We start from the raw sequence: 25,011 nt of genomic DNA, 5'->3' as shown, positions 1-25,011 counted from the left end.
TTTGACTTCACCGGTTATTTCGCCTCATCCGGCAGGGCGTAAGCGACGATGTAGTCGCCCATTTTGGTCCCGAACGAACCGTGACCGCCGGCGGAGATGACAACATACTGCTTGCCATCAACCTCGTAGGTCATCGGCGTCGCCTGGCCACCCGCCGGCAGGCGGGCCTGCCACAGCTTCTCACCGTTGCTCATATTGTATGCGCGCAGGTAGTTATCCGCGGTGGCGCCAATAAACAGCACGTTACCCGCCGTGGAGATTGGGCCGCCCAGCATTGGCATCCCGAGATTAAACGGCAGCTGGACAGGCATCGGGAACGGCAGGCTGTCCTGCGGCGTCCCGATGCGCTTTTTCCACACCACTTCGTTGGTCTTCAGATCCAGCGCGGAGATATAGCCCCAGGCCGGCTGTTTGCACGGCAGGCCAAACGGTGACAGGAACGCGTTAAGGGTTACGCCAAACGGCACGCCATACTGCGGCTGAACGCCGGACTCGGTACCGGAACCTTTAGCATCTTTTGGCGGCTCCATTGGGTTGCCCGGGCCGCGTGGGATCAGCTTAGAGACGAACGGCAGCGCCATCGGGTTGGCAATCGCCACCTGACGGTTCGGATCGACGGAGATACCGCCCCATTCGAACATCCCGAGGTTACCCGGGAATACCAGCGTACCTTGCTCAGACGGCGGGGTGAAGATGCCTTCATAGCGCAGCTGGTGGAAGATAACGCGGCACACCAGCTGGTCGAACATGGTGGCGCCCCACATATCCGCACCGGTCAAATCTTTCTTCGGACGGAAGCTCAGGTCGGAGAACGGCTGCGTTTTCGTAACGTAATCGCCTTTCGCCGCGCCCTGCGGAACCGGTTTTTCCGGCGCCGGGACAACCAGCTCGCCGTTACGACGGTCCAGAACGAAGATGTTGCCGGTTTTGGCCGGCGCGTAGATAACCGGTACGGTCTTACCGTTGACGTCAATATCTGCGAGGGTTGGCTGCGACGGCATATCCATATCCCACAGATCGTGATGAACGGTCTGGTAGCTCCATGCCAGTTTACCGGTGGTCGCGTTCAGCGCGACGATAGAGCTGGCGAAGCGCTCCTGCTCCGGCGTACGGTTACCGCCCCAAATATCCGGAGTGGTGACGCCCATCGGCAGATAGATTAAATCCAGCTTCGCGTCATAGGCCGCAGGCGCCCACGAGTTAGGTGAGTTCAGCGTAAAGTGGTGCTGGTCATCGGGAATCGCGTTCGGGTCTTTGGCGCCCGGATCGAACACCCACTGCAGCTTACCGGTATTGACATCGAAACCACGAATGACGCCCGACGGCTCGCGGGTGGAGAAGTTATCGGTCACCGCGCCGGCAATGATAATCGTGGTATCGGTGACGATCGGCGGGGATGTCGGTTCGTACATTCCCGGAGTGGTCACCGGCATATTGGTCTGCAGGTTGAGGATCCCTTTATTGGCAAAGGATTCGCACAGTTGACCGTTGTCGGCGTTAATGGCGAACAGGCGACCATCGTTGACCGGCAGGATGATGCGGCGCGGACAGTTGGCGACCACGTCAGCCGGCGCGCTGTCGGCTTTGGCTTCGTGGTAAGAGACGCCGCGGCAGGTCACGTGCTGGAAGGACGGGTCCGCGTTCAGCTGCGGATCGAAGTGCCACTTCTCTTTCCCGGTCGCCGCGTCCAGGGCGAACAAACGCTGGTGGGCGGTACACAGGTAGAGCATGTTGCCGACTTTAATCGGCGTCACTTCGTTAGTGATCTCACCCGGATCGTTCGGCTGCTTCAGGTCGCCGGTGCGGAACACCCAGGCTTCCTTAAGGTTCTTCACGTTATCGGCGTTGATTTGCTTCAGCGGCGAATAGCGTTGACCCTCCTGGTTACGGCCATATGCCGGCCAGTCGCCGTCGGCAACGGCGGAGATCGGGGCCGCAGGCGTGGCGTCGGCGCTCAGGGTGCCGTTCACTTCCTGCGGATCGTTAAATCCGGCCCAGGTCAGGATCCCGCCGCTGATCAGCAGGGCGATAACCAGCCCGGCGACCGCACCGGCGGAAGGGACGGGCAGACGGCGCCAGACAAAGGGCAAAATCAGCCAGATGCCGAAGAATACCAGGATATCGCTACGCGGGGTGAGCGCCCAGAAGTCAAAGCCGACCTCCCAGACTCCCCAAATCATCGTGGCGAGAAGCAGCGCGGCGTACAGCCAAAGCGCTGAACGCTTACCGCGCAGCAGCATAACGGTGACGGCGAGCATAACCAGACCGGCAATCGGGTAGTACCAGGAGCCGCCGATGGCCGCCAGCCATACCCCGCCAACTAAAAGATAGAGACCACAGAACGCTGCAAAGAGAGCAGTCAGCGTCACGAGTCGCCGTGATTGTTGAGATTTTGTTTCTGCCATAGAAGGTTACTCGTTTTGTTTGTTAATTTTTTAGATGCAATTAATTATAGGATTTAACAAGTGTGATCGGAATCACAAAATGGCTTTTATTATTCCCTGCACCGCAGATTTCTTTTTACTGGTATACTGGTCAGCTTGCCGGTCAACGTCGATGTGAGAGCAGCGGCCTTGATGATTTATCTTAAGAATCAAATGGTTAGTTTTATGAAACATACTGTAGAAGTGATGATCCCGGAAGCCGAGATCAAAGCACGTATCGCCGAACTGGGTCGTCAAATCAACGAATGCTACAAAGACAGCGGCAGCGAAATGGTGCTGGTGGGGCTGCTGCGCGGCTCATTTATGTTTATGGCCGACCTGTGCCGCGAAGTTCAGGTGCCGCATGAAGTCGATTTTATGACCGCTTCCAGCTACGGCAGCGGCATGTCCACGACCCGCGACGTTAAAATCCTCAAGGATCTGGATGAAGACATTCGCGGTAAAGATGTCCTGATCGTGGAAGACATCATCGACTCCGGCAACACGCTCTCCAAGGTGCGTGAGATCCTCAGCCTGCGCGAGCCGAAATCGCTGGCCATCTGTACGCTGCTGGATAAGCCGAGCCGTCGCGAAGTGAGCGTACCGGTTGAGTTTGTCGGCTTCGCTATCCCGGACGAGTTCGTTGTCGGTTACGGTATTGATTACGCCCAGCGCTATCGCCATCTGCCGTACGTGGGCAAAGTGGTGCTGCTGGACGAGTAGGGCGCAGGTGAGCAATATTGCGGTGCCCGGCTAAGCAGCGTGCCGCCGGGTTTATCCGGTCCAGTGCAGGCTGCCTGCCCGGATACGGAAAGCGCGTCAGTTACTTGTGATTGACGTGCTTAATTTTGAGGTTGGAAATTCCGTGACGGTAGCGCTGTTCGAGAGTTTCGCGACTGACGGCGGTAACGTCGAGATCGCGCAGCAGGCCATCGTGGATACCGTAGGCCCAGCCGTGGATCGTCACCTTCTGCCCGCGTTTCCACGCCGAGCGCATAATCGTTGAGTGACCCAGGTTATAGACCTGCTCCATCACGTTCAGCTCGCACAGCGTATCAAGGCGACGCTCTTCGGGCATCTCGCCCAGCAGCGAACTGTGTTTAAACCAGATATCGCGAATATGCAGCAGCCAGTTGTCGATCAGGCCCAGCTCGGTGTTTTCAATCGCCGCCTGCACGCCGCCGCAGCCGTAGTGGCCGCAGATGATGATATGTTCGACCTCCAGCACATCAACGGCGTACTGCACCACTGAAAGACAGTTCAGGTCGGTGTGAATCACCAGATTGGCAACGTTGCGGTGCACAAACAGTTCGCCAGGCTCCAGGCCAGTTAACCGTTCAGCGGGTACGCGGCTATCAGAACATCCAATCCACAGAAAGCGCGGTTTTTGCGCCTGAGACAAGGTTGCAAAAAAACCGGGATCTTCTTCCACCAGCATTTTTGACCATAGTGCATTATTGCTGATGAGTGTATCTATATCGTTCATGGACGTTCACGGCCTATAACCAGGTAAGTGCGTTGCGCTAATATAGGTTAACCTCACGTTTTTTAAAACAACCCATCGCGTGTCACGACACGAGAAGAGATATTTAATGACCATTGCTCTGGAATTAAAACAGCTTACAAAAACCTACCCCGGCGGGGTTCAGGCGCTGCGGGGGATCGATCTGCAGGTTGAGGCAGGCGACTTTTATGCGCTGCTGGGGCCTAACGGCGCGGGTAAATCCACCACGATTGGCATTATCAGCTCGTTGGTAAATAAAACCTCAGGTCAGGTCAACGTCTTTGGCTACGACCTGCAGAAGGATGTGGTTAACGCCAAGCGCCAGCTCGGCCTGGTGCCGCAGGAATTTAACTTTAACCCCTTCGAAACCGTGCAGCAGATCGTCGTCAATCAGGCGGGCTACTACGGCGTTGAGCGTAAAGAAGCGGTTATACGCAGTGAAAAATACCTGAAACAGCTCGATTTATGGGAAAAGCGCGGCGAGCGTGCGCGGATGCTATCCGGCGGCATGAAGCGCCGGCTGATGATCGCCCGCGCGCTGATGCACGAGCCGAAATTGCTGATCCTCGATGAGCCGACGGCGGGCGTGGATATCGAACTTCGCCGCTCGATGTGGGGTTTCCTCAAGGATTTGAACGATAAAGGCACCACCATTATCCTGACCACCCACTACCTGGAAGAGGCGGAGATGCTGTGCCGCAATATCGGCATTATTCAGCGCGGGGAGCTGGTGGAGAATACTTCTATGAAAGCGCTGCTCGCGAAGCTTAAATCTGAAACCTTTATTCTCGATCTGGCGCCGAAAAGCCCGCTGCCGGTGCTCGAAGGCTATCATTATCGCCTGGTGGACACCTCAACCCTGGAAGTTGAGGTGCTGCGCGAGCAGGGGATCAACAGCGTATTTTCTCAGCTGAGCGCGCAGGGCGTTCAGGTATTAAGCATGCGTAACAAAGCCAACCGCCTGGAAGAGCTGTTTGTCACGCTGGTACATGACAGGAAAGGAGAATCAGCATGATGCAGCTGTACTGGGTCGCGCTGAAAAGCATCTGGGCCAAAGAGATCCACCGTTTTATGCGTATCTGGATCCAGACGCTGGTGCCGCCGGTGATCACCATGACGCTCTATTTCGTCATTTTTGGCAACCTGATCGGCTCGCGCATCGGCGAAATGCACGGCTTCACCTATATGCAGTTTATCGTGCCGGGCCTGATTATGATGGCGGTGATCACTAACGCCTACGCCAACGTGGCCTCCTCTTTTTTCAGCGCTAAATTCCAGCGTAATATTGAGGAGCTGCTGGTGGCGCCGGTGCCGACGCACGTGGTTATCATCGGCTACGTTGGCGGCGGCGTGGCGCGCGGGCTGTTTGTGGGGATCCTCGTCACCGCGATCTCGCTGTTCTTCGTCCCGTTCCAGGTTCACTCCTGGCTGTTCGTTGGGCTGACGTTGATCCTGACTGCCATCCTCTTCTCGCTGGCGGGTCTACTGAATGCGGTATTTGCCAAAACCTTCGACGATATCAGCCTGATCCCGACCTTCGTGCTGACGCCGCTGACCTATCTCGGCGGGGTCTTCTATTCTCTGACCCTGCTGCCGCCGTTCTGGCAGGCGCTGTCGCATCTTAACCCGATCGTCTACATGATCAGCGGCTTCCGCTACGGCTTCCTCGGCATCAACGATGTTCCGCTGATTACCACCTTTGGCGTACTGGTGGTATTTATCGTCGCGTTCTATCTGCTGTGCTGGTCTCTGATCCAGCGCGGACGCGGTCTGCGCAGCTAGCGGGCGATATTTGGCGCTTCGCTGACCGATTAGGCGAAGCGCTATCCGCTAATCTTGACTGCCATCACCGACATCAATCATTCCCCTTGTTAAATTAGCCTCCTGCTAAGGAGGTAGGCGATGTTAGGTTGGGTAATTGCTTGTCATGACGATAAAGCGCAGGAACTGCTGGACCGTCTGGAAAAAAAATATGGCCCGTTGACGCAGTGTCGGGCGGTGAACTACTGGCGTAATCTCAGCAGCAATATGCTGAGCCGGATGATGTGCGACGCGCTGCACGCAACCGATAGCGGCGATGGCGCGATCTTTCTGACCGATGAAACCGGCGCGGCGCCGTATCGGGTCGCGGCGCTAATGAGCCATAAGCATACCCACTGCGAAGTGATCTCCGGAATCGACTATCCATTGTTAGAGAGAATGTATCTTCTGCGGGAGAGCCTGAGCAGCGAAGCGTTTCGCGAGGCGATAGTCAGCGCCGGAGGCCCGGTAGTCAGCAGCCTCTGGCACCAGCAGCAAAAGAATCCGCCTTTCCGCCTGCTGCATGAAGCGTTCGGCAATTAGGCGTTGGTATTGATGCCGCTTTTGTTACAATGGCGGCAGTTTCTTTCCAGCGGTTAGACGTCGATGTTTGCCCGAATCTTTGCTCTGCTCCTCCTGCTGACGTCGCTCAGCGCCTCTGCCAGCCTGTTAAGCCAACAGGGCGTTCCTGCTCGCTATATGCAAACCGCTGAAGACGCGGTTATCTGGGCGCAGATCGGCAATCAGGTGGTCAGCGTCGGTAATATCCGGGCCGGGCAAATTATTGCCGTCGTGCCGACGGCCGCCGATTATTATGAATTCAGCTTCGGCTTTGGTACCGGTTTTATCGATAAAGGCCATCTGCAGCCGGTGCAGGGTAAGCAGCGGGTGGAGGACAGCCTTGGCGATTTGCATAAGTCGCTGAGTAATCAAAACCTGCTCACCTGGAAAGATACCCCGGTTTACGACGCGCCATCCAGCGGCAGCGCGCCGTTCGGCACGCTGGCCAATAATTTGCGCTATCCGATAATCAGTAAGCTGAAAGATCGGCTGAATCAGACCTGGTTTCAAATTCGTATCGGCAATCGCCTGGCGTGGGTCAGTAGCCTGGACGCCCAGCAGGATAACGGCATTCCGATCCTCACCTATCATCATATCCTGCGTGATGAAGAGAACACCCGCTTTCGCCATACCTCGACCACCACCTCCGTACGCGCCTTCAGCAACCAGATGACCTGGCTGCGCGACCAGGGCTACACCACCCTGAACATGTACCAGCTGGAAGGCTACGTGCGCAATAAGATCAACCTGCCGGCGCGTGCGGTGGCGATCACCTTTGATGACGGCCTGAAATCGGTCAACCGCTACGCCTGGCCGATCCTCAGGCAGTATGGCTTTCACGCCACGGCGTTTATTATCTCCTCGCGCATTAAGCGCCATCCGCAGAAATGGGCGCCTAAATCGCTGCAGTTTATGAGTATTTCTGAGCTGAAGCAGATTCAGGACGTCTTTGACGTGCAGTCGCATACCCATTTTCTGCATCGGGTTGATGCCTGGCATCATCCGATTCTGCTGAGCCGCAGCTACCACAACATCCTGTTTGATTTTGAGCACTCGCGCCGCGCCTTGACGCAGTTTAATCCGCACGTGCTGTATCTCTCCTATCCGTTTGGCGGCTATAACGCCACGGCGGTCAAAGCCGCGAACGATGCCGGTTTTCATATGGCGGTGACCACGGTGAGAGGGAAGGTGAAACCCGGGGATAATCCGTTCTTATTGAAGCGGCTCTATATTCTGCGCACGGATTCGCTGGAGACGATGTCGCGGCTGATCAGCAACCAGCCGCAGGGGTAGGTTGGGCCGTCCTGGTCATCAATATCGAAAAGTTAGAAAGGGGCACTGGGAATGCAGGCACAGGGTACGGTCTGAAGGTACTCACAGCGCTCAACAATAGCAGTCTGAACGGCACTTTCATTGCCTGTTATGCTTTACCGGCCCATTCCGTTGGTTAGCCACCTGACGGGATTTTAATTGTATAAAATTGACGAATGACTCTATTTATTTTCAGAGTTTACGTTCTTGCATAAAATCCATCCTTTATTTATGGTTATTCAGCGTAATAACAGTAAAAGGATGTACAGAAATGGCAATTCCGGCTTATTTATGGATGAAAGATGATGGTGGGGCTGATATCAAAGGGGCGGTTGATGTTATAAAACGCGAGGGGAGTATTGAGGTTCTCGGTTTTAGTCATAGGTTACATCTTCCGACTGATAACAGTACGGGAAAGATCACCGGCACGCGTTTACATGCACCGTTAACTTTTCAAAAATAATTTGATTCATCAAGTCCATATATCTATAAGGCCGTGGCGCAAGGGCAAACTCTGAAAAGTGTAGAGATTAAATGGTACAAAATTAACTACTCAGGTCAGGAAGAAGAATACTTTAATATGTTACTTGAAAACGTAAAGGTAATCTCTATTTGTCCAGTGATGCACGATTGTAAAAACCCCGCGACAGAGAAACATAATCACTTAGAGGCTGTTTCATTACGCTATGAGAAAATCACATGGAAACATTGTGATGGTAATATTATTTTCTCGGATTCATGGAATGAACGATGATTCAAGGTACCTTCTATCTGAACGGGAATCAGCTAAGTAATCTCAGTTGTCCTGGTATAGGATTTTTTCCTGCCTATTCTGGTACAGGAGCATCACGTAACAATCCTGATGATGTAGCTATACCTTCTATCGGACCATTGCCGCCGGGTCTGTACTACATCGTTACGCGTGGTACCGGGGGGATAGTTACGATGGTAAGTGATTCTGTAGCGTCGTTTATTTCTGGGTCGGATCGGTCGATATGGTTTGCCCTGTATCGATACGATTCGCAGATTAATGATCATACATTTATTGGCCATGTTCGAAGGGGAAACTTCAGACTTCATCCTGCTGGTTATAAAGGTGTAAGTGAAGGTTGTATTACGCTACCCCGATTATCTGACTTCATGCTGTTGCGTGATGCGTTGCTGAATACGCCCACAATACAGATAACTGCGTCATTAACCGCTTTCGGTACCGTACAGGTCTACTAATGAAGCCAATACAATACGTACTATTATGGTTCGGGGAAGCATTACTCTTTACCGTTACATTCGTCCTGCTCTACGTGCTGATACCTGAAGTTAAAATGTACAGACTGATTACGGACCTTACGGGGTTTATGTCCGATTTTACATGGGATAAGTATTATTTTCTGTCTGTTTGTCTCACGTCACTATTGATTGTATCAATAGTCGTTTATATAACGGCTTTAATTAAAAGCGTTAATCCTCAGCGTACCAGAGACTAATTAGCTATAGGTTTTTACGGGGCCGACTGAACGGCGCTCCGCCTGCGCGGCGCGCCGTCAGCGATGAGCTATCAGGCAACCTGGACCGGAATGGCTTTGGCCTGGCGCTTCATTTCGTTGTCGCCTTCAAAATAGGCGACCTTTGGCCGCCAGCTGCGGGCTTCTTCATCGCTCATGGTGACAAAGCTGGCGATGATCAGAATATCGCCGACGCTGGCGCAGTGCGCCGCCGCGCCGTTAACGGAAATGATTCTGGAGCCGCGCTCGGCGGCGATGGCGTAGGTGGTGAAGCGGTTACCGTTAGTCACGTTCCAGAGATGGATCGCCTCATTTTCGAGGATCCCGGACGCATCAAGGAAATCCTGGTCAATAGCGCAGGAGCCTTCATAGTGCAGATCGGCCTGAGTGACTTTTACGCGGTGGAGTTTGCCCTGCAGCATATTACGAATCATAGTGTCTACCTTTATTCCCGTCATACTTCAAGCGGCATACAGGCTGGCTGCACTCGAACTATTGCGGGTATCTACCTGACGAAAACGAAGCGGATGTCGCATCCGCTTGAGCAAATGCCGGGCAGTATTGCCCGGTTTTTAACCTTTGTCTACAGGCCGAGCTCGACGATTTTATTGTCGATAAGACGCGCCTGGCCGAGCCATGCTGCCATCAGGATCACCGCCCGTTGGCTGGTTTCCGTCAGCTCCAGCAGCGTATCCGCATCGCGGATCTGAATATCGTCGGAGCGGAAGCCCTTTTCGTCCAGCTCCTGCCCGGCAAGGGTAATCATTTCATCCAGATTACGATCGCCGGCCGCCAGCTTTTCCGCCACGCTATTCAGCACTTTATACAGCCCTGGGGCGATCTTGCGCTGGTCAGCGGTAAGGTAGCCGTTGCGTGAACTGAGCGCTAAGCCATCTTTGGCGCGGATAATCGGTACGCCGATAATCTCGATATCGTAACCCATGTCGGCAACCATCTTGCGGATCAGCGCCAGCTGCTGGAAATCCTTCTCGCCAAAGCAGGCAACGTCCGGCTGCACCAGGTTGAACAGTTTGCTGACGATGGTGGAGACGCCGCGGAAGTGGCCCGGACGGCTGGCCCCTTCAAGCATGGTCGACAGGCCTGGAACATCGACGTAGGTCTGACCTTCGGTACCGTGCGGATAGATTTCCGCCGGAGCCGGTGCGAATACGAAGTCCACTTTGCGTTTGTTCAGCTTCTCGCAATCGTCCTGCAGCGTGCGCGGGTAGCGCGTCAAATCGTCAGGGCGGTCGAACTGCATCGGGTTAACGAAAATGCTGACCACCACGACGTCAGCGCTGGCTTTCGCTTCATCAACCAGCTTCATATGACCGTCATGCAGGTTGCCCATGGTGGGGACCAGCGCAATGCGCTTGCCTTCCTGACGTAAACGGCGGATATGCTGACGCAGCAGCGGCAGGGATTCAATAATCAGCACAACAAGACTCCTTAATGGAAACTGTGTTCTTCGCCCGGATAGACGCCGGACTCCACTTCGGCAATATACTGCCGTACCGCCGCGCGTATGTCGCCTGCTGCGGCGAGGAAATTTTTAGCGAATTTAGGGATATGGCCGCCGGTGATGCCGAAGGCGTCATGCATAACGAGGATTTGCCCGTCGGTAACGTTGCCCGCGCCGATGCCGATCACCGGGATGGTCAACGCGTCGGTAACGCGCTGGGCCAGCGCGACCGGCACGCACTCCAGCACCAGCAGCTGCGCGCCTGCGGCTTCCAGCGCCAGCGCGTCGTCAAGCAGCGTTTGGGCCGCATCGCCGCGTCCCTGAACCTTATAGCCGCCAAAAACGTTAACCGACTGCGGCGTCAGGCCAAGGTGACCACAAACCGGCACCGCCCGTTTCGTCAGCATTTTTACGGTCTCAGCCAGCCACGCGCCGCCTTCGATTTTGACCATATTCGCCCCCGCGCGCATCACCACGGCGGCATTGGCAAAGGTCTGTTCCGGCGTGGCGTAGGCCATAAACGGCAGGTCGGCGAGCAGCAGGCAGGCCGGAGCGCCGCGACGTACTGCCTGGGTGTGGTAGGCAATGTCTTCGACCGTCACCGGCAGCGTGGAGTCGTGGCCCTGTACCGTCATGCCCAGCGAGTCGCCAACCAGCATCACGTTGATGCCTTCATCGGCAAACAGCCTGGCGAAGCTATAGTCGTAGGCGGTGATCGTGGCGAAGCGCTTCTTCTCCTGTTTGCATTTCTGCAGCAGGGCGATAGTGGTCGGTTTCATAACGTTTCCTGATGATGAAAGTCATATTAACCGGCATTCTAACAGCAGCATTGGAGGGGGCAACGGTTTTAGGCAACCGATGACCACGATTGCCGTAATTGCTTAAAGCCGCGGGGACTACCAGAGGGCGGGTTTATCGGCAGCGAGCCGGGTCAGTACGGTGCGTAACGCGACGCCGTCAGGAAAATGGAGTTCAGGGGCAATCTCAAACAGCGGCCACAGCATAAAGCCGCGGTTTTTCATGTCGTAATGCGGCACCGTCAGGCGTTCGCTGTCAATAACCTGCTCGCCAAACAGCATGATATCAAGATCGAGCGTGCGCGGGCCCCAGCGTTCGGCCTTGCGTTCGCGACCCTGCTGCAGCTCGATGCGCTGGGTATGATTCAGCAACTCTTCTGCGGCAAGCCCGGTCTCCAGCGCGACGGCGGCGTTAAGGTAGTCAGGCTGATCCTGCGGTCCCAGCGGCGGCGTGCGGTAGAAAGAGGAGACGGCGACGATCCGGCTGTTGGGGATCTCCGCCAGCGCAGCGACGGCAGCATTAACCTGCTCCAGAGGAGCGGCCAGATTGCTGCCGAGGGCGATAAAGGCGAGCGTCATGCGCCGCCCGGGCGCGGGGCGCGTTTGCGTGGACGACGATGACGGCGGCGCGGTGCCGGCTCTTCATCGAGTTCGTTCAGCATATCTTTTTGATCTGGCGGCGGGGCTACCTGGAACTCGCCCCACCATTTGGTCAGGCGCAGCAGCTCGCCGTTCTTTTCGGCGCCGGCGCGCAGCTCAAGCAGATCGTACGCGGCGCGGAATTTTGGATGCTCCATCAGCTTCCACGCGCGTTTGCCCTGGCGGCGGGACATCCGCAGCTGCAGCTGCCAGATATCGCGAACCAGGGTGGTGATGCGCTTCGGAATCGCCAGCGTACGGCAGGCTTCGTCCAGCACGTCGTTCATCGCCAGCAGGAAGGCGTCGTTGTACGCCAGGCCGCTTTCCTGGGTAATTTTCTGCGCCATTTCCAGCAGCGGATACCAGAACATCACCGCAAACAGGAACGCCGGATTAACGCGCATATCGTTATGGATGCGGTTATCCGTGTTCTTCAGAACCTGGGTGATGATGTGCTCCATCGGGCTATCGCCGTGCTCGGTAAAGTAGCGGGTGATGGTCGGGAACAGCGGCTGGAACAGGTTGTATTCGCGCAGCAGCATATAGGTATCAAAACCGTAGCCCGCCTGCAGCAGCTTCAGCACTTCTTCAAACAGACGCGCCGGAGGGACGTCGTGAAGCAGCGCCGCAAGGCGCGGGATCGGCTCGGCGCTTTCTGCGCTGATGCTCATATTGAGCTTGGCGGCAAAGCGCACCGCGCGCAGCATGCGTACCGGATCTTCGCGGTAGCGGGTTTCCGGATCGCCAATCAGGCGGATAACGCCTTCCTGCAGATCCCTCATGCCGCCAACGTAATCGCGCACGGTAAAGTCGGCAACGCTGTAGTAAAGGCTGTTAATGGTGAAATCGCGGCGCTGGGCATCTTCTTCGATGGAGCCGAAGATGTTATCGCGCAGCAGCATGCCGTTCTGGCCGAGCTGCGAGGTTACGCGATCGGTCGTATGCCCTTCGTGGTGACCACGGAAGGTGGCGACTTCGATAATCTCCGGCCCGAACATGACGTGAGCCAGACGGAAACGGCGACCGACCAGGCGGCAGTTGCGGAACAGTTTACGTACCTGATCCGGGGTAGCGCTGGTGGTGACGTCGAAATCTTTCGGTTTCTTGCCAAGCAGGAGGTCGCGTACGCCACCGCCGACGAGATAGGCTTCGTAGCCCGCCTTGTTCAGTCGATAGAGCACCTTGAGGGCATTATCACTGATATCTTTGCGGGAAATTGCATGCTGTTCACGCGGGATAACCGTCATATGCGTTTGTTCGACGGCGGCTTCTGCCTCGCGTTCCTCACGGCTTAGCACCTTACGGCAAAAATTAGCGACTCGGGTAAAAATGTTGCACCTCGTAGTGTCAGACTGACTTCAGGACCAAAAAGCTACTCTATGGACTTCAGATTGCAGCACGGCGACAGGCTTGTGGGCTCCCGGTTGCATAGCGAACTATGTCACCTGGGCGGACAAATGCGGCTATCGCAGCGGCAATGCGTAAGGCGATGAGTAAAAATTGCGGCTAATCATAGCTCAGCGGGAGCCATTTGAGAATGCTGGATTTTTTCCGGTTTCCAGTTCGCTACCGCCTGTTTGAGTAAATCATCGATACTCAACGCTCGCCATTCCTGCTCAACATCCTGATTAAGAAACATTAGCGCCCGTATAATTTCGGGACGCGGATCGCCTTCCGGCAGCGCCGGGGCGTGATTTTGTTTGGAGAGTTTATTCCCCTCGGCGTTCAGCGCCAGCGGCAGATGCATATAATCCGGCGCCTGCCAGCCGAAGTGCTGGTAGAGCGAAATCTGCCGCACCGTGGGCTCAATAAGATCGGCGCCGCGGACTATCTCGCTCACTCCCTGGAAACGATCGTCCACCACTACCGCAAGATTATAGGCGAACAGGCCGTCGCGGCGGTGGATAATAAAATCTTCGCGCGCCAGCGGCTCGTCGGCAACGATGGTGCCGCGCAGCTGGTCATAAAACGCGAGAACCGGACGGGTTTGGCGTATGCGCAGAGCGGCGTTCTGAGCCGGCAGCCGCAGGTCGCGGCAGTGGCCGTCATAGACGCCGCCGACGGAGTGAATACGCGCGCGGGTGCAGGTGCAGTAATAGCAAAGCCCCTGCTCATGCAGCCAGGCAAGGTGCTCGCGGTAGGCTTCATGACGCTGCGACTGCCACAGCACTTCGCCATCCCAGTGCAGTCCGTAGTGCTCAAGCTGGCGCAGAATGGTATCGGCAGCGCCGGGAACTTCCCGCGGCGGGTCGATATCCTCAATGCGTACGCGCCAGATCCCGTTTTTTGCCCGAGCCTGTAGATAGCTGCCGAGTGCGGCAATCAAGGAACCGAAATGGAGTTCGCCGGAAGGTGAGGGGGCAAAGCGGCCTGTATAGCGTGAGTCATTCATGGTCTATAGAGCATGTAGGCGGGAGAAACTCCCGCCGGAGATACGATAGCGAAGTGGATTAGCCAGCCATCTGTTTTTCGCGAATTTCCGCCAGAGTTTTGCAATCGATGCACAGATCTGCGGTCGGACGCGCTTCCAGACGGCGAATGCCGATCTCAACGCCACAGGATTCACAAAAGCCGAAATCTTCGTCTTCGACTTTCTTCAGTGTTTTCTCGATCTTTTTGATGAGTTTACGTTCGCGATCGCGGTTACGCAGTTCCAGGCTGAATTCTTCTTCCTGAGCGGCACGATCTACCGGGTCCGGGAAGTTAGCTGCTTCATCCTGCATGTGTGATACGGTGCGATCCACTTCATCCCTGAGTTGATTACGCCATGCTTCAAGAATACGCTTGAAGTGCGCTAGCTGGGCTTCATTCATATACTCTTCGCCCGGTTTCTCTTGGTACGGCTCCACCCCAGCGATGGCGAGAATACTCAGGGACGATGTTTTACGGTTTTGCCCTTCTTGCATGTTGCTTCTCCTTAACACGCACTATCGATCCCCATGGTGGGGGAAAAATCAGGCCGCTATAAATAGCAGATGCTTTTCCGGATAGCAATTATCTAAACGTTACACTTGACAACCCTGTGAAGAAAAGCGTATTTGCGCTCGCGACCCGGACACTATTTAGCCGTTTGTTTACCGGGAGTTAACACCACGGTAATCGGCTTATTCAGAGTCATCATCTCGGTAGAAAGTTCCGCTTTATATGCGAGAATTTCAACCCCCTTGGTTTGCGCTTCAATCAATAGCTGTGCGTATCTGGCATCAATGTGGTGAGCGGGAGAAAAACGGTCGATCGCCGAATGCAGCACGGCGAACAAAATAACCGCCCGATCTCCCGCTGCCGCCACGCCCATCAGCTCCCGCAGGTGCTTCTGGCCGCGCTCGGTGACCGCATCGGGGAAATAACCGCTCTCTTTTTCCGCTAAGGTAACCGATTTCACTTCAATATAGCAGTTTTGTCGATCTTCTGCCTGTAACATAATATCGATGCGGCTATTCTCACCACCATATTTCACTTCACTTTTCAACGTATTATAGCCAGAAAGTTCGCGAATATTTCCCGCCAGTATCGCCTCTTTCGCCAGCGTATTGGCGCGTAAAGTATTCACGCAAATTGTCGCGCCCTGCTGGGTTTCGGTTAATTCCCAGGTATGGGCATACTTGCGCTTCACGTTGTCAGAGGTCGAATACCAGACGGTATCGCCGGGGGTAGCGCAGCCGGTCATCGCCCCGGTGTTCGGGCAGTGCAGGGTCAGCTCCCGCCCGTCGGGAGTCACAACGTCGGCCAGAAATCGTTTGTAACGTTTAATCAGAACGGCGGACTGGAGCGGTGGGTTGAACTGCATCAGCTTTCCTTGTTGAAGGGATAACGTTCCAGCGCGGTATAGCGGGTACGTCCGCGGGCAAAGCTGGATTCATAAAGTACAAATTCACGGACCGCAAACGTCCAGCTGAAGCCGGGCGGCGGAATGGGGACCGCGCTGCGGGCGTCGCGCAGCAGGGTGATATGCGGGTGGAACGGCTGCGGGCTTTGATAGCAGCCGCTGCGGGCCGCCTGCGCGCGCAGCATGCTGGCCAGCTGCAGCACGCCGCGCGGCGGCTGGCGCGTACCGAGCCACACCACGCGCGAACGCAGCCACTGTCCGGCATCGTCGAGGGTCAGCGTAAAGCCGGGCTGGCGAATGCGTCCCGCCAGCGCCGCCAGCGCGCGCTGCTTATCCGCGCTGACCTCGCCAAGAAACGCCAGCGTCAGGTGCAGATTATCTTTTGCCACCGGCCTGCCGGCGTCATCCGGGAAGCTCAGGGCGCGCCAGTCGACGATCTGTCGCTGCACCTCTTCAGGCAGTTCAAGGGCGAAAAACAGCCTTTTCGGCTCGGACATGATAAATACCCGCTAATCATTTCAGTGCGATGAATGTCAACCTGCAGCGGATCTGCAACGCGAAAGACGACAAGTCTGGCGTGATGCTACAATGCCTGCCCTTGAATGTTAAGCCCTGGAGCCTTTCGTGTCCTCATTGCCGGTTGCCGCCGTCCTCCCCGAACTTCTCTCCGCTCTGCAGCAGGCGCCGCAGGTGTTGCTCAATGCGCCAACCGGCGCCGGTAAATCGACCTGGCTGCCGCTGCAAATCCTCGCGGCGGGCCATATCGACGGGCGCATTATCCTGCTGGAACCGCGCCGGCTGGCGGCGCGCAACGTGGCGCAGCGCCTGGCCGAACTGCTGGGCGAGAAGCCGGGCGATACCGTGGGCTACCGGATGCGTGCGGAAACCTGCGTCGGGCCGAATACCCGAATCGAAGTGGTCACCGAGGGGATCCTGACGCGCACGCTCCAGCACGATCCCGAGCTGACGGGCGTTGGGCTGGTGATCCTCGATGAGTTCCACGAACGCAGCCTGCAGGCGGATCTGGCCCTCGCCCTGCTGCTTGACGTGCAGCAGGGCCTGCGTGACGATCTTAAGCTGCTGATTATGTCGGCGACGCTGGACAACGATCGCCTGCAGCGGCTGCTGCCGCAGGCGCCGGTGATTACCTCCGCAGGCCGGGCTTTCCCGGTGGAGAAGCGCTATCAGGCGCTCGCCGCACACCAGCGCTTTGATGAGGCGGTGGCGATAGCCGCCGCCGAGCTGCTGCGCCAGGAGAGCGGGTCGATGCTGCTGTTTCTCCCCGGCGTCGGCGAAATTCAGCGGGTGCAGGAGCAACTGGCCGGGCGGGTTGCCGACGATGTGGCTATCTGCCCCTTGTACGGGGCGCTGCCGCTGAGCGAGCAGCGTAAGGCGATTCTGCCGGCGGCGAAGGGAACGCGCAAGGTGGTGCTGGCGACCAATATCGCCGAAACCAGCCTGACCATTGAGGGGATCCGTCTGGTGGTGGATAGCGCCCAGGAGCGGGTTGCCCGCTTTGACCCCCGCACCGGCTTAACCCGCCTGATAACTCAGCGTATCAGCCAGGCATCCATGACCCAGCGCGCCGGTCGCGCCGGGCGTCTGGAGCCCGGTATTTGCCTGCATCTGATCGCCAAAGAGCAGGCGGAACGCGCGGCGGCGCAGAGCGACCCGGAGATCCTGCAAAGCGATCTGTCGTCGCTGCTGCTGGAGCTGCTGCAGTGGGGATGTCACGATCCCGCCGAACTCCGCTGGCTGGATCTGCCGCCGGAAGCCAACCTGGCGGCGGCCCGGCGCCTGCTGACGGCGCTCTCGGCGCTGGAGGGCGGCAGGCTGTCGGCGCGCGGGCGTAAAATGGCCGCGCTGGGCAACGATCCGCGCCTTGCGGCCATGCTGACTGCGGCGGACTCTCCCGATGCGGCGGCAACGGCGGCTAAGCTGGCGGCGATCCTCGAAGAACCGCCGCGCGGCGGCAATAGCGATCTTGGCTCGGCGTTTGCCCGCCAGCAGCCTGGCTGGCAGCAGCGGGCGCAGCAGCTGCTGAAGCGCCTCGGCAGCCGCGGAGGCTATCCGGACGCGCAGCGCGCGGCGCTGCTGCTGGCGCCGGCCTTTGCCGACCGGATTGCCCGCCGACGCGGCCAGGAGGGGCGCTATCAGCTGGCAAACGGCATGGGGGCGATGCTTAACGCCGATGACGCGTTCGGACGCCATGAGTGGCTGATTGCGCCTCTGCTGCTGCAGGGAAGCTCATCGCCGGATGCGCGCATTTTACTTGCGCAACCGCTGGATATTACCGCGCTGCTCGAGCAGCTGCCGGATCTGGCGCAGCGCTCCGATACCGTGGAGTGGGATGAGGCGCAGGGAACGCTGAAGGCCTGGCGACGCACCTGTATCGGGCAGCTGGTGATCAAAACTCAGCCGCTGGCAAAACCGTCGGAAGAGGAGCTGCACCGGGCGATGCTCAACGGCATTCGCGATAAAGGCCTCAGCGTGCTGAACTGGACGGCGGAGGCGGAGCAGCTCCGTCTGCGCCTGCACTGCGCGGCGCAGTGGCTGCCGGAGGAGGCGTGGCCGGCGGTTGATGAGGCTTCGCTGCTGGCTACGCTGGAGGAGTGGCTGCTGCCGCAAATGAGCGGAGTGCACTCGCTGCGCGCGTTCAGGGCGCTGGATATTCGCCAGGCGCTGCAAAACTGGCTGCCGTGGCCGCTGCGCCAGAAGCTCGATAGCGAGCTGCCAACGCACTACGTCGTGCCGACGGGCAGCCGGATCGCCATTCGTTACCATGAGGAAAACCCGCCGGCTCTGGCGGTACGCATGCAGGAGATGTTTGGCGAAGCGACGACTCCGATGATTGCCCAGGGCCGCATGGCGCTGGTGCTGGAGCTGCTGTCGCCCGCCCAGCGCCCGCTGCAAATTACCCGCGATCTCAGCGCATTCTGGCAGGGAGCCTATCGGGAAGTGCAAAAAGAGATGAAGGGGCGCTACCCCAAACACGTCTGGCCGGACGATCCGGCAAACGCCGCGGCGACCCGCCGCACCAAAAAGTATTCGTCGCCGGGTTCGCGCTGAGCCCAGCCTATGACGCCTGGACCCATAAAAACAGGCCGCCGCCGGCCAGCGCCAGCCAGGGGCCGAAGGCCAGCGGCTGATCCAGCGCCTGGCGGGTCAGCCGCCGCTGCAGTAAGGTCCAGATCAGCCCGCTGGCTGAGGCCAGCAGCAGCGTATGCGGCAGCGCCTGCCAGCCGGACCACGCGCCGAGCGCCGCCAGCAGCTTAAAATCGCCATATCCCAGCGCCTCCTTGCCGGTCAGCAGCCGAAATACCCAGTACACCGCCCAGAGCGACACGTAGCCCGCCACCGCGCCGATAACCGCATCCGTCAGCGGCACAAACGCGGCGTTGAGATTAAACAGCAGCCCGGCCCACAGCAGCGGTAGCGTCAGGCAATCGGGGAGCAGCTGCGTCCTGTCGTCGATGATGGCCAGCACCAGCAGGGTGGAAAGCAGCCCCAGCCCGCCCAGCAGCGGTAAACCGGGAGTCAGCAGATACCCGGCGAGAACAAACAGCAGCCCGCAGAATAGCTCGGTCAGCGGATAGCGGCGTGAAATCGGCCGCGCGCAGCAGCGGGAGCGGCCTTTCAGCAGCAGGAAGCTGAACAGCGGGACGTTATCCCGCCAGGCAACGGGCTGCCGACACTGCGGGCAGAACGACGGCGGAAAGCTGAGATTGAGCCGCTCCTGCCCCTTCTCGGCCATTAACATCAGCGGCAGCCGGTAGATCACGACGTTAAAAAAGCTGCCGAAGCACAGGCCGAAAATAAACAAAAAGCAGCCCCATATCAGGGGGAACTGCTGGGAAAATGCGGTAAATAGGGTCATGGTTTCTCCCGTGGCGACCATTTGCCCTGCAGCTGCCAGGGCGTGCGTCCATGTTCATCCTGGCGGCCGCCCTGGGCGATAAGCGCCGCGAGCAGCGTCGGCGTTGACTGTCGGCTCTGCAGCGTGCCGCGAAAGGCGTAGCCGCCGTCAGGCGCGAGGGTGCCCTGTCCGCTTAGGCTTAGCTGATGCGAGTCCTGGCTGATGTTCATCGTCAGCGCGCCCGCAGGCGTACAGCTGAATTTGCCGCTGACGCTGGCCAGCGTCAGGGAGCCGGCGGGCGAGCTCAGCGTCGCATCCTGCCAGCGCGCGCGCCCCTCGGATATCTGCTGGCAGCCGGCATGGCTGAAGCGAGCCTCGGCGATTTCCACCGTAATCAGGCCGCCGGCGTCAACCGCCCCTGCCTGCGCCAGCCCGCGGCCGGCAATACTGGCGGGGACGATAAAGCGGCCATCGCGCAGGGTCAGCGCGCTCAGCCCCTGGAGCCAGACCTGGCCGCGCAGCCCGCTGGGATCGCTGAACGAAATACGCCAGCCCGGAAGCGCGCCGGAGAAAGCCAGCTGCCAGCGCAGGTGGGCGAGGCTGGCTCCGCGCCAGGCAATATCTCTGGCCTCGCCTCGCCAGACGGTGCCGGCAAGCTCGCCGACGCCGATCCCGGCCGGCAGCGCGGCGGTCAGCAGCCTGGCGGGGGCGGTGAGCAGCATCCACAGCAGCCAGGCGCCGAGCAGAAGTCCGATGGCGGCTTTACTTCTCATGCTGACGCTCGAGGATCAGAGTATTCACCGTCACCCAGCCGGGACGCTGGGGATGCGCGGTGACGGCCAGCGAGGCGGCGTGAATTCCCCCTCGGCCCAGCGCGTCCAGCCATGACATCAGAGCCTGAAAGGTGCAGGCTTCGAGGGTGACGCTCACCCGCATCCCCTGCGGCTGCAGTCGGACGATCGCCAGTTCCTGACGGGCCGCCTCGCGCATGATGACCGCCGAAGGCTCCTCGCCGCTGGCCGCAGGGCCCGGCTGCTGGCGGCTTAGCTGCTGTAGCAGCGGAGTCTGCTGCCGCATCCAGCGCAGGCTGGCCTGCTCTTTGACGAGGGTTTGCCGCCACTGCTGTTCGCGGTTGAGCCACGGCTGCCAGAAGGCGTAATACGCGATACCGACGAACAGCGCGATGGCCATCGCCATCAGCAGGCGCTGCTCCCGCTGCGAGCGCTGCTGCCATAAAATACGCAGGCTATCCATCGTTACCCTCCAGGGAGAGACGCCCTTCAATGCCATCCGCGCGCGGCTTCATTTCGCCGGTTCGTACGCGAAAATGGGGCTGCGCCCGGAGAGTGAACTGCTCCAGCGCCCGCGGCGATACCGCCGAAACGTCGAGCTGCAGGGCGTTGCGCGCGCCATCATAGGCCAATGCCCGCAGGCGAACTCCCGGGGTCTCGGCCACGATTTTTTGCACCAGGCCGATGGTGACGACTGCCGGCGGGTGCGCCGCCGTCTGCTCAAGCTGGCGCAGATGCTGCTGCATCTGCAGGCGCGGATTAATCACCCGGGTCTCCGTTTTAAACCACTGGCGATAAAACCCCTGGCTGGCCTGCTGAGCCGCGGCTGCCCGCTGGCCGAGCGCCAGATGATCGAGCACGGCGTTGGTGCCCCACAGCAGCGCCAGCGCGGCGGCAGCGGCCATCGCCGGACGCCAGCGCAGCCCGGCGGGCTGCCAGCGGCGTTTCGGCGCAAAGTCTCCCTGACGTAAGCAGATGCGCTGCGCCGTCGGATCCGCCGCCGCCAGCTGGAGTAAATCCTGCGCCGCCTGTTCGCGCCACGGCGCCGGGATCGGCGGGGGCGGAGAGTAGCTGTCGATCGGCGGCTGCTCCTCGCCGGGGGAAAGCAGCTCAGCCAGCCAGCCGGCTTCCGCCGCCATCCCGCCCCAGGCCTGGTGGCGAATCAGCCACTGTTCGCCGACCTGCAGCGCGCTCCAGCGGGCCGGGGTGAAGGGGAGGGCCAGCACATCCGGCGTCAGGGCGAGGACCTCCAGCCCCAGCTCGTCGCAGCGGGCGAGCCACTCGCGCATTTTTTGCCGCTGCAGGGCGGCGACATGGCAGATATTTTTCTGCCGGTGGAGCAGCGCAAAATGGACCTCTTCGACGTCAGTTGCCAGCTGCTCTTCGAGCAGGAAGGGCAGGATCTGCTGCGGGCGCTGGCGCAGGCCGGCGGGCAGCGTCACGCGGTGAAAAGCGCAGTCGCTGGCGGGAACCAATACCCAGGCGGGATAGCGCGCCGCCAGCTCGCGCAGCGTCGGGTCATCGTCACCGGGAGACCATGCGCCGGCTCTCTCCGGCTGTCCGGGCGAGAGCAGGCGCCAGGCTATCGGCCGGTCAGGGGCGCCAAGGCGCAAAATGAGCGCCGCGCGCGGCGGCGTTTTATCGTTATTCATCGGCCACTCTGTAAAGTCCATAACGTCGCTGGATAACGCGGAAGCTGCGCCCCTCCAGCTGCAGGAGGTTGCGCTGCTGATAGCGCGCGCTGCCCATGACCACGGTGAACGATGCGACAAAGCGTTCACTATGGACCGTCAGCCAGGGGCGTACGGCGGTGGTGTCGGTGTCCTGCAGCGCCTGCTGGGCTAAAAACGCGGCAACGCTGTTCCAGCCGCTTGCCGGACGGGCGCTCAGCAGCTGGCGCGCCTGCTGAATGCTCAGATCGGCGGGAAACAGCGCCGCCAGCAGAGCGGCCTGCGCCGGCTTCAGGGTATTGATATTGATCTGCAGGGCGTCGTTCGGCTGGGCGCAGACGTAGGGCAGCAGACGCTGGTACAGCGCCGGGTCCATCCCGGCGAGCAGGCGCAGCTCGCTGAGGTCCTGGATACTCTGGTTGCCGGTCAGGTAGCCCGGGGACTGCGCCATATAGACCTCGTCTTCCGCGCCGTTAAGCAGCGGCTGACTATCCGCATCGATCCAGTCGCGCAGGGCGGCGGTGAGCTGCAGGGCGCGCAGCGGCTCCGCGCCGAGCTTTTCCAGCAGACGGGTAAAGGCGCGCGCCGCGGCGGGGATCGCTTCGCTTTCATCGGCGGCGGTGCGGTTGATGGCGTTCAGATTGAAACAGGCCTGGTCGTCGGTAATAGTGGCGTAAATCTCACCGTCGGCGAGCGTAAAGCGGCGTCCCTGCTGGGCCCAGTTTTGCGCCAGATGGGTTTGATTCGGCGAATCAAGCGCGTCGCGCTGCAGCAGGGCGGCGACCATCGTCTCCGCGCCCAGCGCGTACCATTTGGCCTGCAGGTTATCGAGGGTGGTGGCCGTTTGCTGGTACATCCGCGCCGTTCTTTCGGTAATGGCGCTCGCCAGCACCATCATCAGGGCGAGGATCAGCAGCACCATCAGCAGCGCGACGCCGCGCTGTCGGCCGTTCACGGCTGGTCTCCGGGGGCAAGCAAAAACAGGCGCGTGATGTCGCCGTAGCCCTTCAGCGTTAAGGTGACTTCAAGCGCCTGCGGCAGATTTTGCGCGGACTCCCAGCGATCCTGCCAGCGGCCGCTGGCGTAAAAGCGCAGGCGGAACGCCTGGACGTCGCGCTGCAGGACCCAGGTCGTCGGCCGGCTGCCGGTGAGCGGGTCCTGCTGGTCATAGCTCAGACGCTCCAGCTGCTGCTGGCGCAGGCGGTAGCTGACGCTCTGGATCTCTGAGCGCGGCAAAATGCCCATCGGGTTTGGCCAGCCGCTGCGGCTAAAGGCTATCGCCCAGTCGTCGCTGCCCAGCAGGAAGCGCCCGGCAGAGAACAGGGCGTCGTCGTTGCGCCCGCGGCGGGGAACGATCTGGTTGAAGTCGGCGGCCATCTGGCTAAAGGTCTGCTGCAGCGCCTGGATCTGCTGCGCTTTTTCTTTGGTGAGCGTATCCGCGCGAATGACGTTTTGCAGTACGCCGATCGCCGCCACGCTCAGCGCGGCGAGGATCGCCAGCGCCAGCAGCATTTCAACGAGGGTAAAGCCGCGCATGGTGCCATTCTTCATGGCCGGGTCACCCAGGTGCGCAGCGAAGAGACCGGAGCCTTATCGCTTTTATCATGGCGGACCTCGACGTCCAGCGCCCGCAGCTGCGGGAGCTCCGTTTCGACGCCCTGCCAGCGGATGTGCCAGCTGCCGCCTGCCGCCTGGACCGTCGTTTCCGAGGGGCTCAGCGCCGGCCAGCGGTTTTCCAGCTTCAGCTGGATTAGCTGATTGTCGGCAAGCCACCCGGCGAGGGTTTTCTCCTCCATTCGCCCGAGGTGGCGGGTCTGCTGCAGCGTTGCCTGCATCACGGACAGCCCGGCGAGGGCGAAGACCACCAGCGCGACCATGACTTCGATAAGCGTCATCCCGGATTGTGATTTCATGGACTCTCCTCCCGCTGCGCCGGCTGAATGTCGCCGCGAGCATCAACGTTCAGCGCCTGCCCGCTGCCGATGCGCAGCTGAAAGGGCGTCACTTCCCCGCCGGGGAACAGCAGAACGTCGGGCTGTTCGCCCGGCGTCCAGGCGGCGCCATCGGGAAAGCTCAGCGCCAGCGGTTCCGGGGCGGCGCTGCCCGAGGTGGCGAGGCGAGCGATCTGCAGCGGCTGCCAGCGGGGACTCTCCTCGCCGCCGTCCGCTTCTCCGGCTCTGCCGTTCTCGTCTGCGGACTGCAGCCGCATAAACTGCCAGCGGTCGGGGTGAATCGAGATACCGAAGAACTGGCCGGTTTGCAGCCCGCGATCGCGGATAAAGCGCAGCTGCGTCTCAAAGCGATCGCGGGTCTGCGCCGCGTCATCCTCGCGCGATGGCGGAAACGCCAGCATCACCATGCCCGCGCTAACGCCCATCAGCAGCAAAATGAGCATCATCTCCAGTAGCGTGAAGCCGCGCTGTTGCACTATTTTTTCCCGATATTCCAGTTGCCGAGATCGTCGTTGGTGTCCGGCATGCCGTCCGGCCCAACGCTAAAGACGTCGACCTGGCCGTGCTGGCCGGGGCTGAGCAGCTGATAGTCGTTGCCCCACGGGTCCTGCGGCAGACGGCGGATATAGCCGCCTTCCGGATAGTTACGCGCCAGCGGCTCGGCGGTGGGACGGCTGACCAGCGCCGCGAGCCCCTGCTCGGTGTTGGGATAGCGGCTGTTATCCAGCTTGTACATATCCAGCGCGCCTTCCAGCGCCACCAGATCGCTGACCACCTTTTGCCGGTCCGCTTTTTCTTTATTGCCCATCAGGTTAGGTACCACCAGGCTGGCAAGAATACCGAGGATGACAATCACCACCATAATTTCCAGTAGGGTGAATCCACGCTGTCGTTGCATATTTTTCTCCATTAAGACA

Annotated in this window: 27 protein-coding genes and 1 pseudogene; 8 read left to right on the top strand and 20 right to left on the bottom strand. The window is 59.3% G+C overall.

Features of this window, described 5'->3' with window-relative positions; genetic code table 11:
* Positions 1-14 precede the first annotated feature (14 nt).
* Positions 15-2,405: a glucose/quinate/shikimate family membrane-bound PQQ-dependent dehydrogenase gene (locus tag GO007_RS22115; RefSeq protein WP_095103724.1), complete on the bottom strand. Its 2,391-nt coding sequence runs from the start codon at positions 2,403-2,405 to the stop codon at positions 15-17.
* 204 nt (positions 2,406-2,609) lie between these two features.
* Between GO007_RS22115 and hpt the strand changes: the two genes are divergently transcribed.
* Positions 2,610-3,146 (top strand): hypoxanthine phosphoribosyltransferase, encoded by a 537-nt coding sequence (hpt, locus tag GO007_RS22110; protein ID WP_041147520.1) that lies wholly within the window; start codon positions 2,610-2,612, stop codon positions 3,144-3,146.
* Between the two features lie 100 nt (positions 3,147-3,246).
* Here hpt and can read toward each other — a convergent pair whose 3' ends face one another.
* The gene (can, locus tag GO007_RS22105) at positions 3,247-3,909 is read right to left on the bottom strand and encodes a carbonate dehydratase (RefSeq protein WP_045859826.1); all 663 of its coding nucleotides are present in this window, start codon (positions 3,907-3,909) and stop codon (positions 3,247-3,249) included.
* Positions 3,910-4,015: 106 nt separating this feature from the next.
* Here can and GO007_RS22100 point away from each other — a divergent pair, with 106 nt between their 5' ends.
* The 6 genes and pseudogenes from GO007_RS22100 to GO007_RS22075 all read left to right on the top strand — a co-directional run bounded on the left by GO007_RS22100 (position 4,016) and on the right by GO007_RS22075 (position 8,826).
* A complete protein-coding gene (locus GO007_RS22100; RefSeq protein ID WP_095103723.1) occupies positions 4,016-4,942 on the top strand; it encodes an ABC transporter ATP-binding protein in 927 nt (308 codons plus the stop codon).
* Complete coding sequence (locus GO007_RS22095) at positions 4,939-5,709, top strand: ABC transporter permease (RefSeq protein ID WP_045859825.1); 771 nt, start codon at positions 4,939-4,941, stop codon at positions 5,707-5,709. Before GO007_RS22100 ends, GO007_RS22095 begins: the two co-directional genes overlap by 4 nt.
* A 120-nt stretch (positions 5,710-5,829) precedes the next feature.
* The gene (locus tag GO007_RS22090) at positions 5,830-6,270 is read left to right on the top strand and encodes a PTS sugar transporter subunit IIA (RefSeq protein ID WP_095103721.1); all 441 of its coding nucleotides are present in this window, start codon (positions 5,830-5,832) and stop codon (positions 6,268-6,270) included.
* Between the two features lie 63 nt (positions 6,271-6,333).
* Positions 6,334-7,581 carry a polysaccharide deacetylase family protein gene (locus GO007_RS22085; RefSeq protein ID WP_095103720.1) on the top strand — a complete coding sequence of 416 codons (1,248 nt, stop codon included), beginning with the start codon at positions 6,334-6,336 and terminating at the stop codon, positions 7,579-7,581.
* 289 nt (positions 7,582-7,870) lie between these two features.
* Positions 7,871-8,353 (top strand): annotated as a pseudogene (locus tag GO007_RS22080) (Hcp family type VI secretion system effector).
* Positions 8,350-8,826: a DUF2778 domain-containing protein gene (locus GO007_RS22075; RefSeq protein ID WP_095103719.1), complete on the top strand. Its 477-nt coding sequence runs from the start codon at positions 8,350-8,352 to the stop codon at positions 8,824-8,826. The pseudogene GO007_RS22080 and the gene GO007_RS22075 overlap by 4 nt, the downstream one beginning before the upstream one ends.
* A 328-nt stretch (positions 8,827-9,154) precedes the next feature.
* Here GO007_RS22075 and panD read toward each other — a convergent pair whose 3' ends face one another.
* The 9 genes from panD to thpR all read right to left on the bottom strand — a co-directional run bounded on the left by panD (position 9,155) and on the right by thpR (position 16,322).
* Positions 9,155-9,535 (bottom strand): aspartate 1-decarboxylase, encoded by a 381-nt coding sequence (gene panD, locus GO007_RS22070; RefSeq protein WP_095103716.1) that lies wholly within the window; start codon positions 9,533-9,535, stop codon positions 9,155-9,157.
* A 149-nt stretch (positions 9,536-9,684) separates the two neighbouring features.
* Positions 9,685-10,539: a pantoate--beta-alanine ligase gene (gene panC, locus GO007_RS22065; RefSeq protein ID WP_041144089.1), complete on the bottom strand. Its 855-nt coding sequence runs from the start codon at positions 10,537-10,539 to the stop codon at positions 9,685-9,687.
* Positions 10,540-10,550: 11 nt separating this feature from the next.
* Positions 10,551-11,342 carry a 3-methyl-2-oxobutanoate hydroxymethyltransferase gene (gene panB, locus GO007_RS22060; RefSeq protein ID WP_095103715.1) on the bottom strand — a complete coding sequence of 264 codons (792 nt, stop codon included), beginning with the start codon at positions 11,340-11,342 and terminating at the stop codon, positions 10,551-10,553.
* A 117-nt stretch (positions 11,343-11,459) separates the two neighbouring features.
* Positions 11,460-11,939, bottom strand: a complete 480-nt coding sequence (gene folK, locus GO007_RS22055; protein ID WP_095103713.1) for a 2-amino-4-hydroxy-6-hydroxymethyldihydropteridine diphosphokinase — start codon at positions 11,937-11,939, stop codon at positions 11,460-11,462.
* Positions 11,936-13,330, bottom strand: a complete 1,395-nt coding sequence (gene pcnB / locus GO007_RS22050) for a polynucleotide adenylyltransferase PcnB (protein ID WP_095103712.1) — start codon at positions 13,328-13,330, stop codon at positions 11,936-11,938. Before pcnB ends, folK begins: the two co-directional genes overlap by 4 nt.
* Before the next feature lie 179 nt (positions 13,331-13,509).
* Positions 13,510-14,391 carry a tRNA glutamyl-Q(34) synthetase GluQRS gene (gene gluQRS / locus GO007_RS22045; protein ID WP_095103710.1) on the bottom strand — a complete coding sequence of 294 codons (882 nt, stop codon included), beginning with the start codon at positions 14,389-14,391 and terminating at the stop codon, positions 13,510-13,512.
* A gap of 58 nt (positions 14,392-14,449) precedes the next feature.
* Positions 14,450-14,905 carry an RNA polymerase-binding protein DksA gene (gene dksA, locus GO007_RS22040; protein WP_004858018.1) on the bottom strand — a complete coding sequence of 152 codons (456 nt, stop codon included), beginning with the start codon at positions 14,903-14,905 and terminating at the stop codon, positions 14,450-14,452.
* A 152-nt stretch (positions 14,906-15,057) separates the two neighbouring features.
* Positions 15,058-15,786, bottom strand: a complete 729-nt coding sequence (gene sfsA, locus GO007_RS22035) for a DNA/RNA nuclease SfsA (protein ID WP_095103709.1) — start codon at positions 15,784-15,786, stop codon at positions 15,058-15,060.
* A complete protein-coding gene (gene thpR / locus GO007_RS22030) occupies positions 15,786-16,322 on the bottom strand; it encodes an RNA 2',3'-cyclic phosphodiesterase (RefSeq protein WP_095103708.1) in 537 nt (178 codons plus the stop codon). Before thpR ends, sfsA begins: the two co-directional genes overlap by 1 nt.
* A 127-nt stretch (positions 16,323-16,449) precedes the next feature.
* Between thpR and hrpB the strand changes: the two genes are divergently transcribed.
* Entirely contained in the window at positions 16,450-18,894 is a 2,445-nt protein-coding gene (gene hrpB, locus GO007_RS22025; protein WP_095103706.1) for an ATP-dependent helicase HrpB, read from the top strand.
* Between the two features lie 7 nt (positions 18,895-18,901).
* On the opposite strand, the gene GO007_RS22020 is transcribed toward hrpB, so the two are convergent.
* From GO007_RS22020 to gspG, 9 genes are read right to left on the bottom strand one after another with little or no spacing between them, the layout of a single operon-like run.
* The gene (locus tag GO007_RS22020; protein WP_095103705.1) at positions 18,902-19,702 is read right to left on the bottom strand and encodes a prepilin peptidase; all 801 of its coding nucleotides are present in this window, start codon (positions 19,700-19,702) and stop codon (positions 18,902-18,904) included.
* Positions 19,699-20,454, bottom strand: a complete 756-nt coding sequence (locus GO007_RS22015; protein ID WP_095103704.1) for a type II secretion system protein N — start codon at positions 20,452-20,454, stop codon at positions 19,699-19,701. Before GO007_RS22015 ends, GO007_RS22020 begins: the two co-directional genes overlap by 4 nt.
* Positions 20,444-20,935, bottom strand: coding sequence for a type II secretion system protein GspM (gspM, locus tag GO007_RS22010; RefSeq protein ID WP_095103702.1), 492 nt, complete (start codon positions 20,933-20,935; stop codon positions 20,444-20,446). Before gspM ends, GO007_RS22015 begins: the two co-directional genes overlap by 11 nt.
* Entirely contained in the window at positions 20,928-22,124 is a 1,197-nt protein-coding gene (gene gspL / locus GO007_RS22005) for a type II secretion system protein GspL (RefSeq protein WP_095103700.1), read from the bottom strand. The genes gspM and gspL overlap by 8 nt, the downstream gene beginning before the upstream one ends.
* Positions 22,117-23,097 carry a type II secretion system minor pseudopilin GspK gene (gene gspK / locus GO007_RS22000; protein ID WP_095103698.1) on the bottom strand — a complete coding sequence of 327 codons (981 nt, stop codon included), beginning with the start codon at positions 23,095-23,097 and terminating at the stop codon, positions 22,117-22,119. Before gspK ends, gspL begins: the two co-directional genes overlap by 8 nt.
* Positions 23,094-23,678 (bottom strand): type II secretion system minor pseudopilin GspJ, encoded by a 585-nt coding sequence (gspJ, locus tag GO007_RS21995; protein ID WP_095104101.1) that lies wholly within the window; start codon positions 23,676-23,678, stop codon positions 23,094-23,096. Before gspJ ends, gspK begins: the two co-directional genes overlap by 4 nt.
* Positions 23,679-23,689: 11 nt before the next feature.
* A complete protein-coding gene (gene gspI, locus GO007_RS21990) occupies positions 23,690-24,055 on the bottom strand; it encodes a type II secretion system minor pseudopilin GspI (RefSeq protein ID WP_095103696.1) in 366 nt (121 codons plus the stop codon).
* Positions 24,052-24,570: a type II secretion system minor pseudopilin GspH gene (gene gspH, locus GO007_RS21985; protein ID WP_095103694.1), complete on the bottom strand. Its 519-nt coding sequence runs from the start codon at positions 24,568-24,570 to the stop codon at positions 24,052-24,054. The genes gspI and gspH overlap by 4 nt, the downstream gene beginning before the upstream one ends.
* Positions 24,570-24,992, bottom strand: a complete 423-nt coding sequence (gene gspG / locus GO007_RS21980; protein ID WP_095103692.1) for a type II secretion system major pseudopilin GspG — start codon at positions 24,990-24,992, stop codon at positions 24,570-24,572. Before gspG ends, gspH begins: the two co-directional genes overlap by 1 nt.
* Positions 24,993-25,011: the final 19 nt, after the last annotated feature.

This window comes from Klebsiella sp. 10-1, assembly GCF_009758445.1.
Lineage (GTDB): Bacteria > Pseudomonadota > Gammaproteobacteria > Enterobacterales > Enterobacteriaceae > Klebsiella > Klebsiella scottii.
Note: the sequence above shows the minus strand (reverse complement) of the source record. Positions and strands in the feature narration are given on the sequence as shown.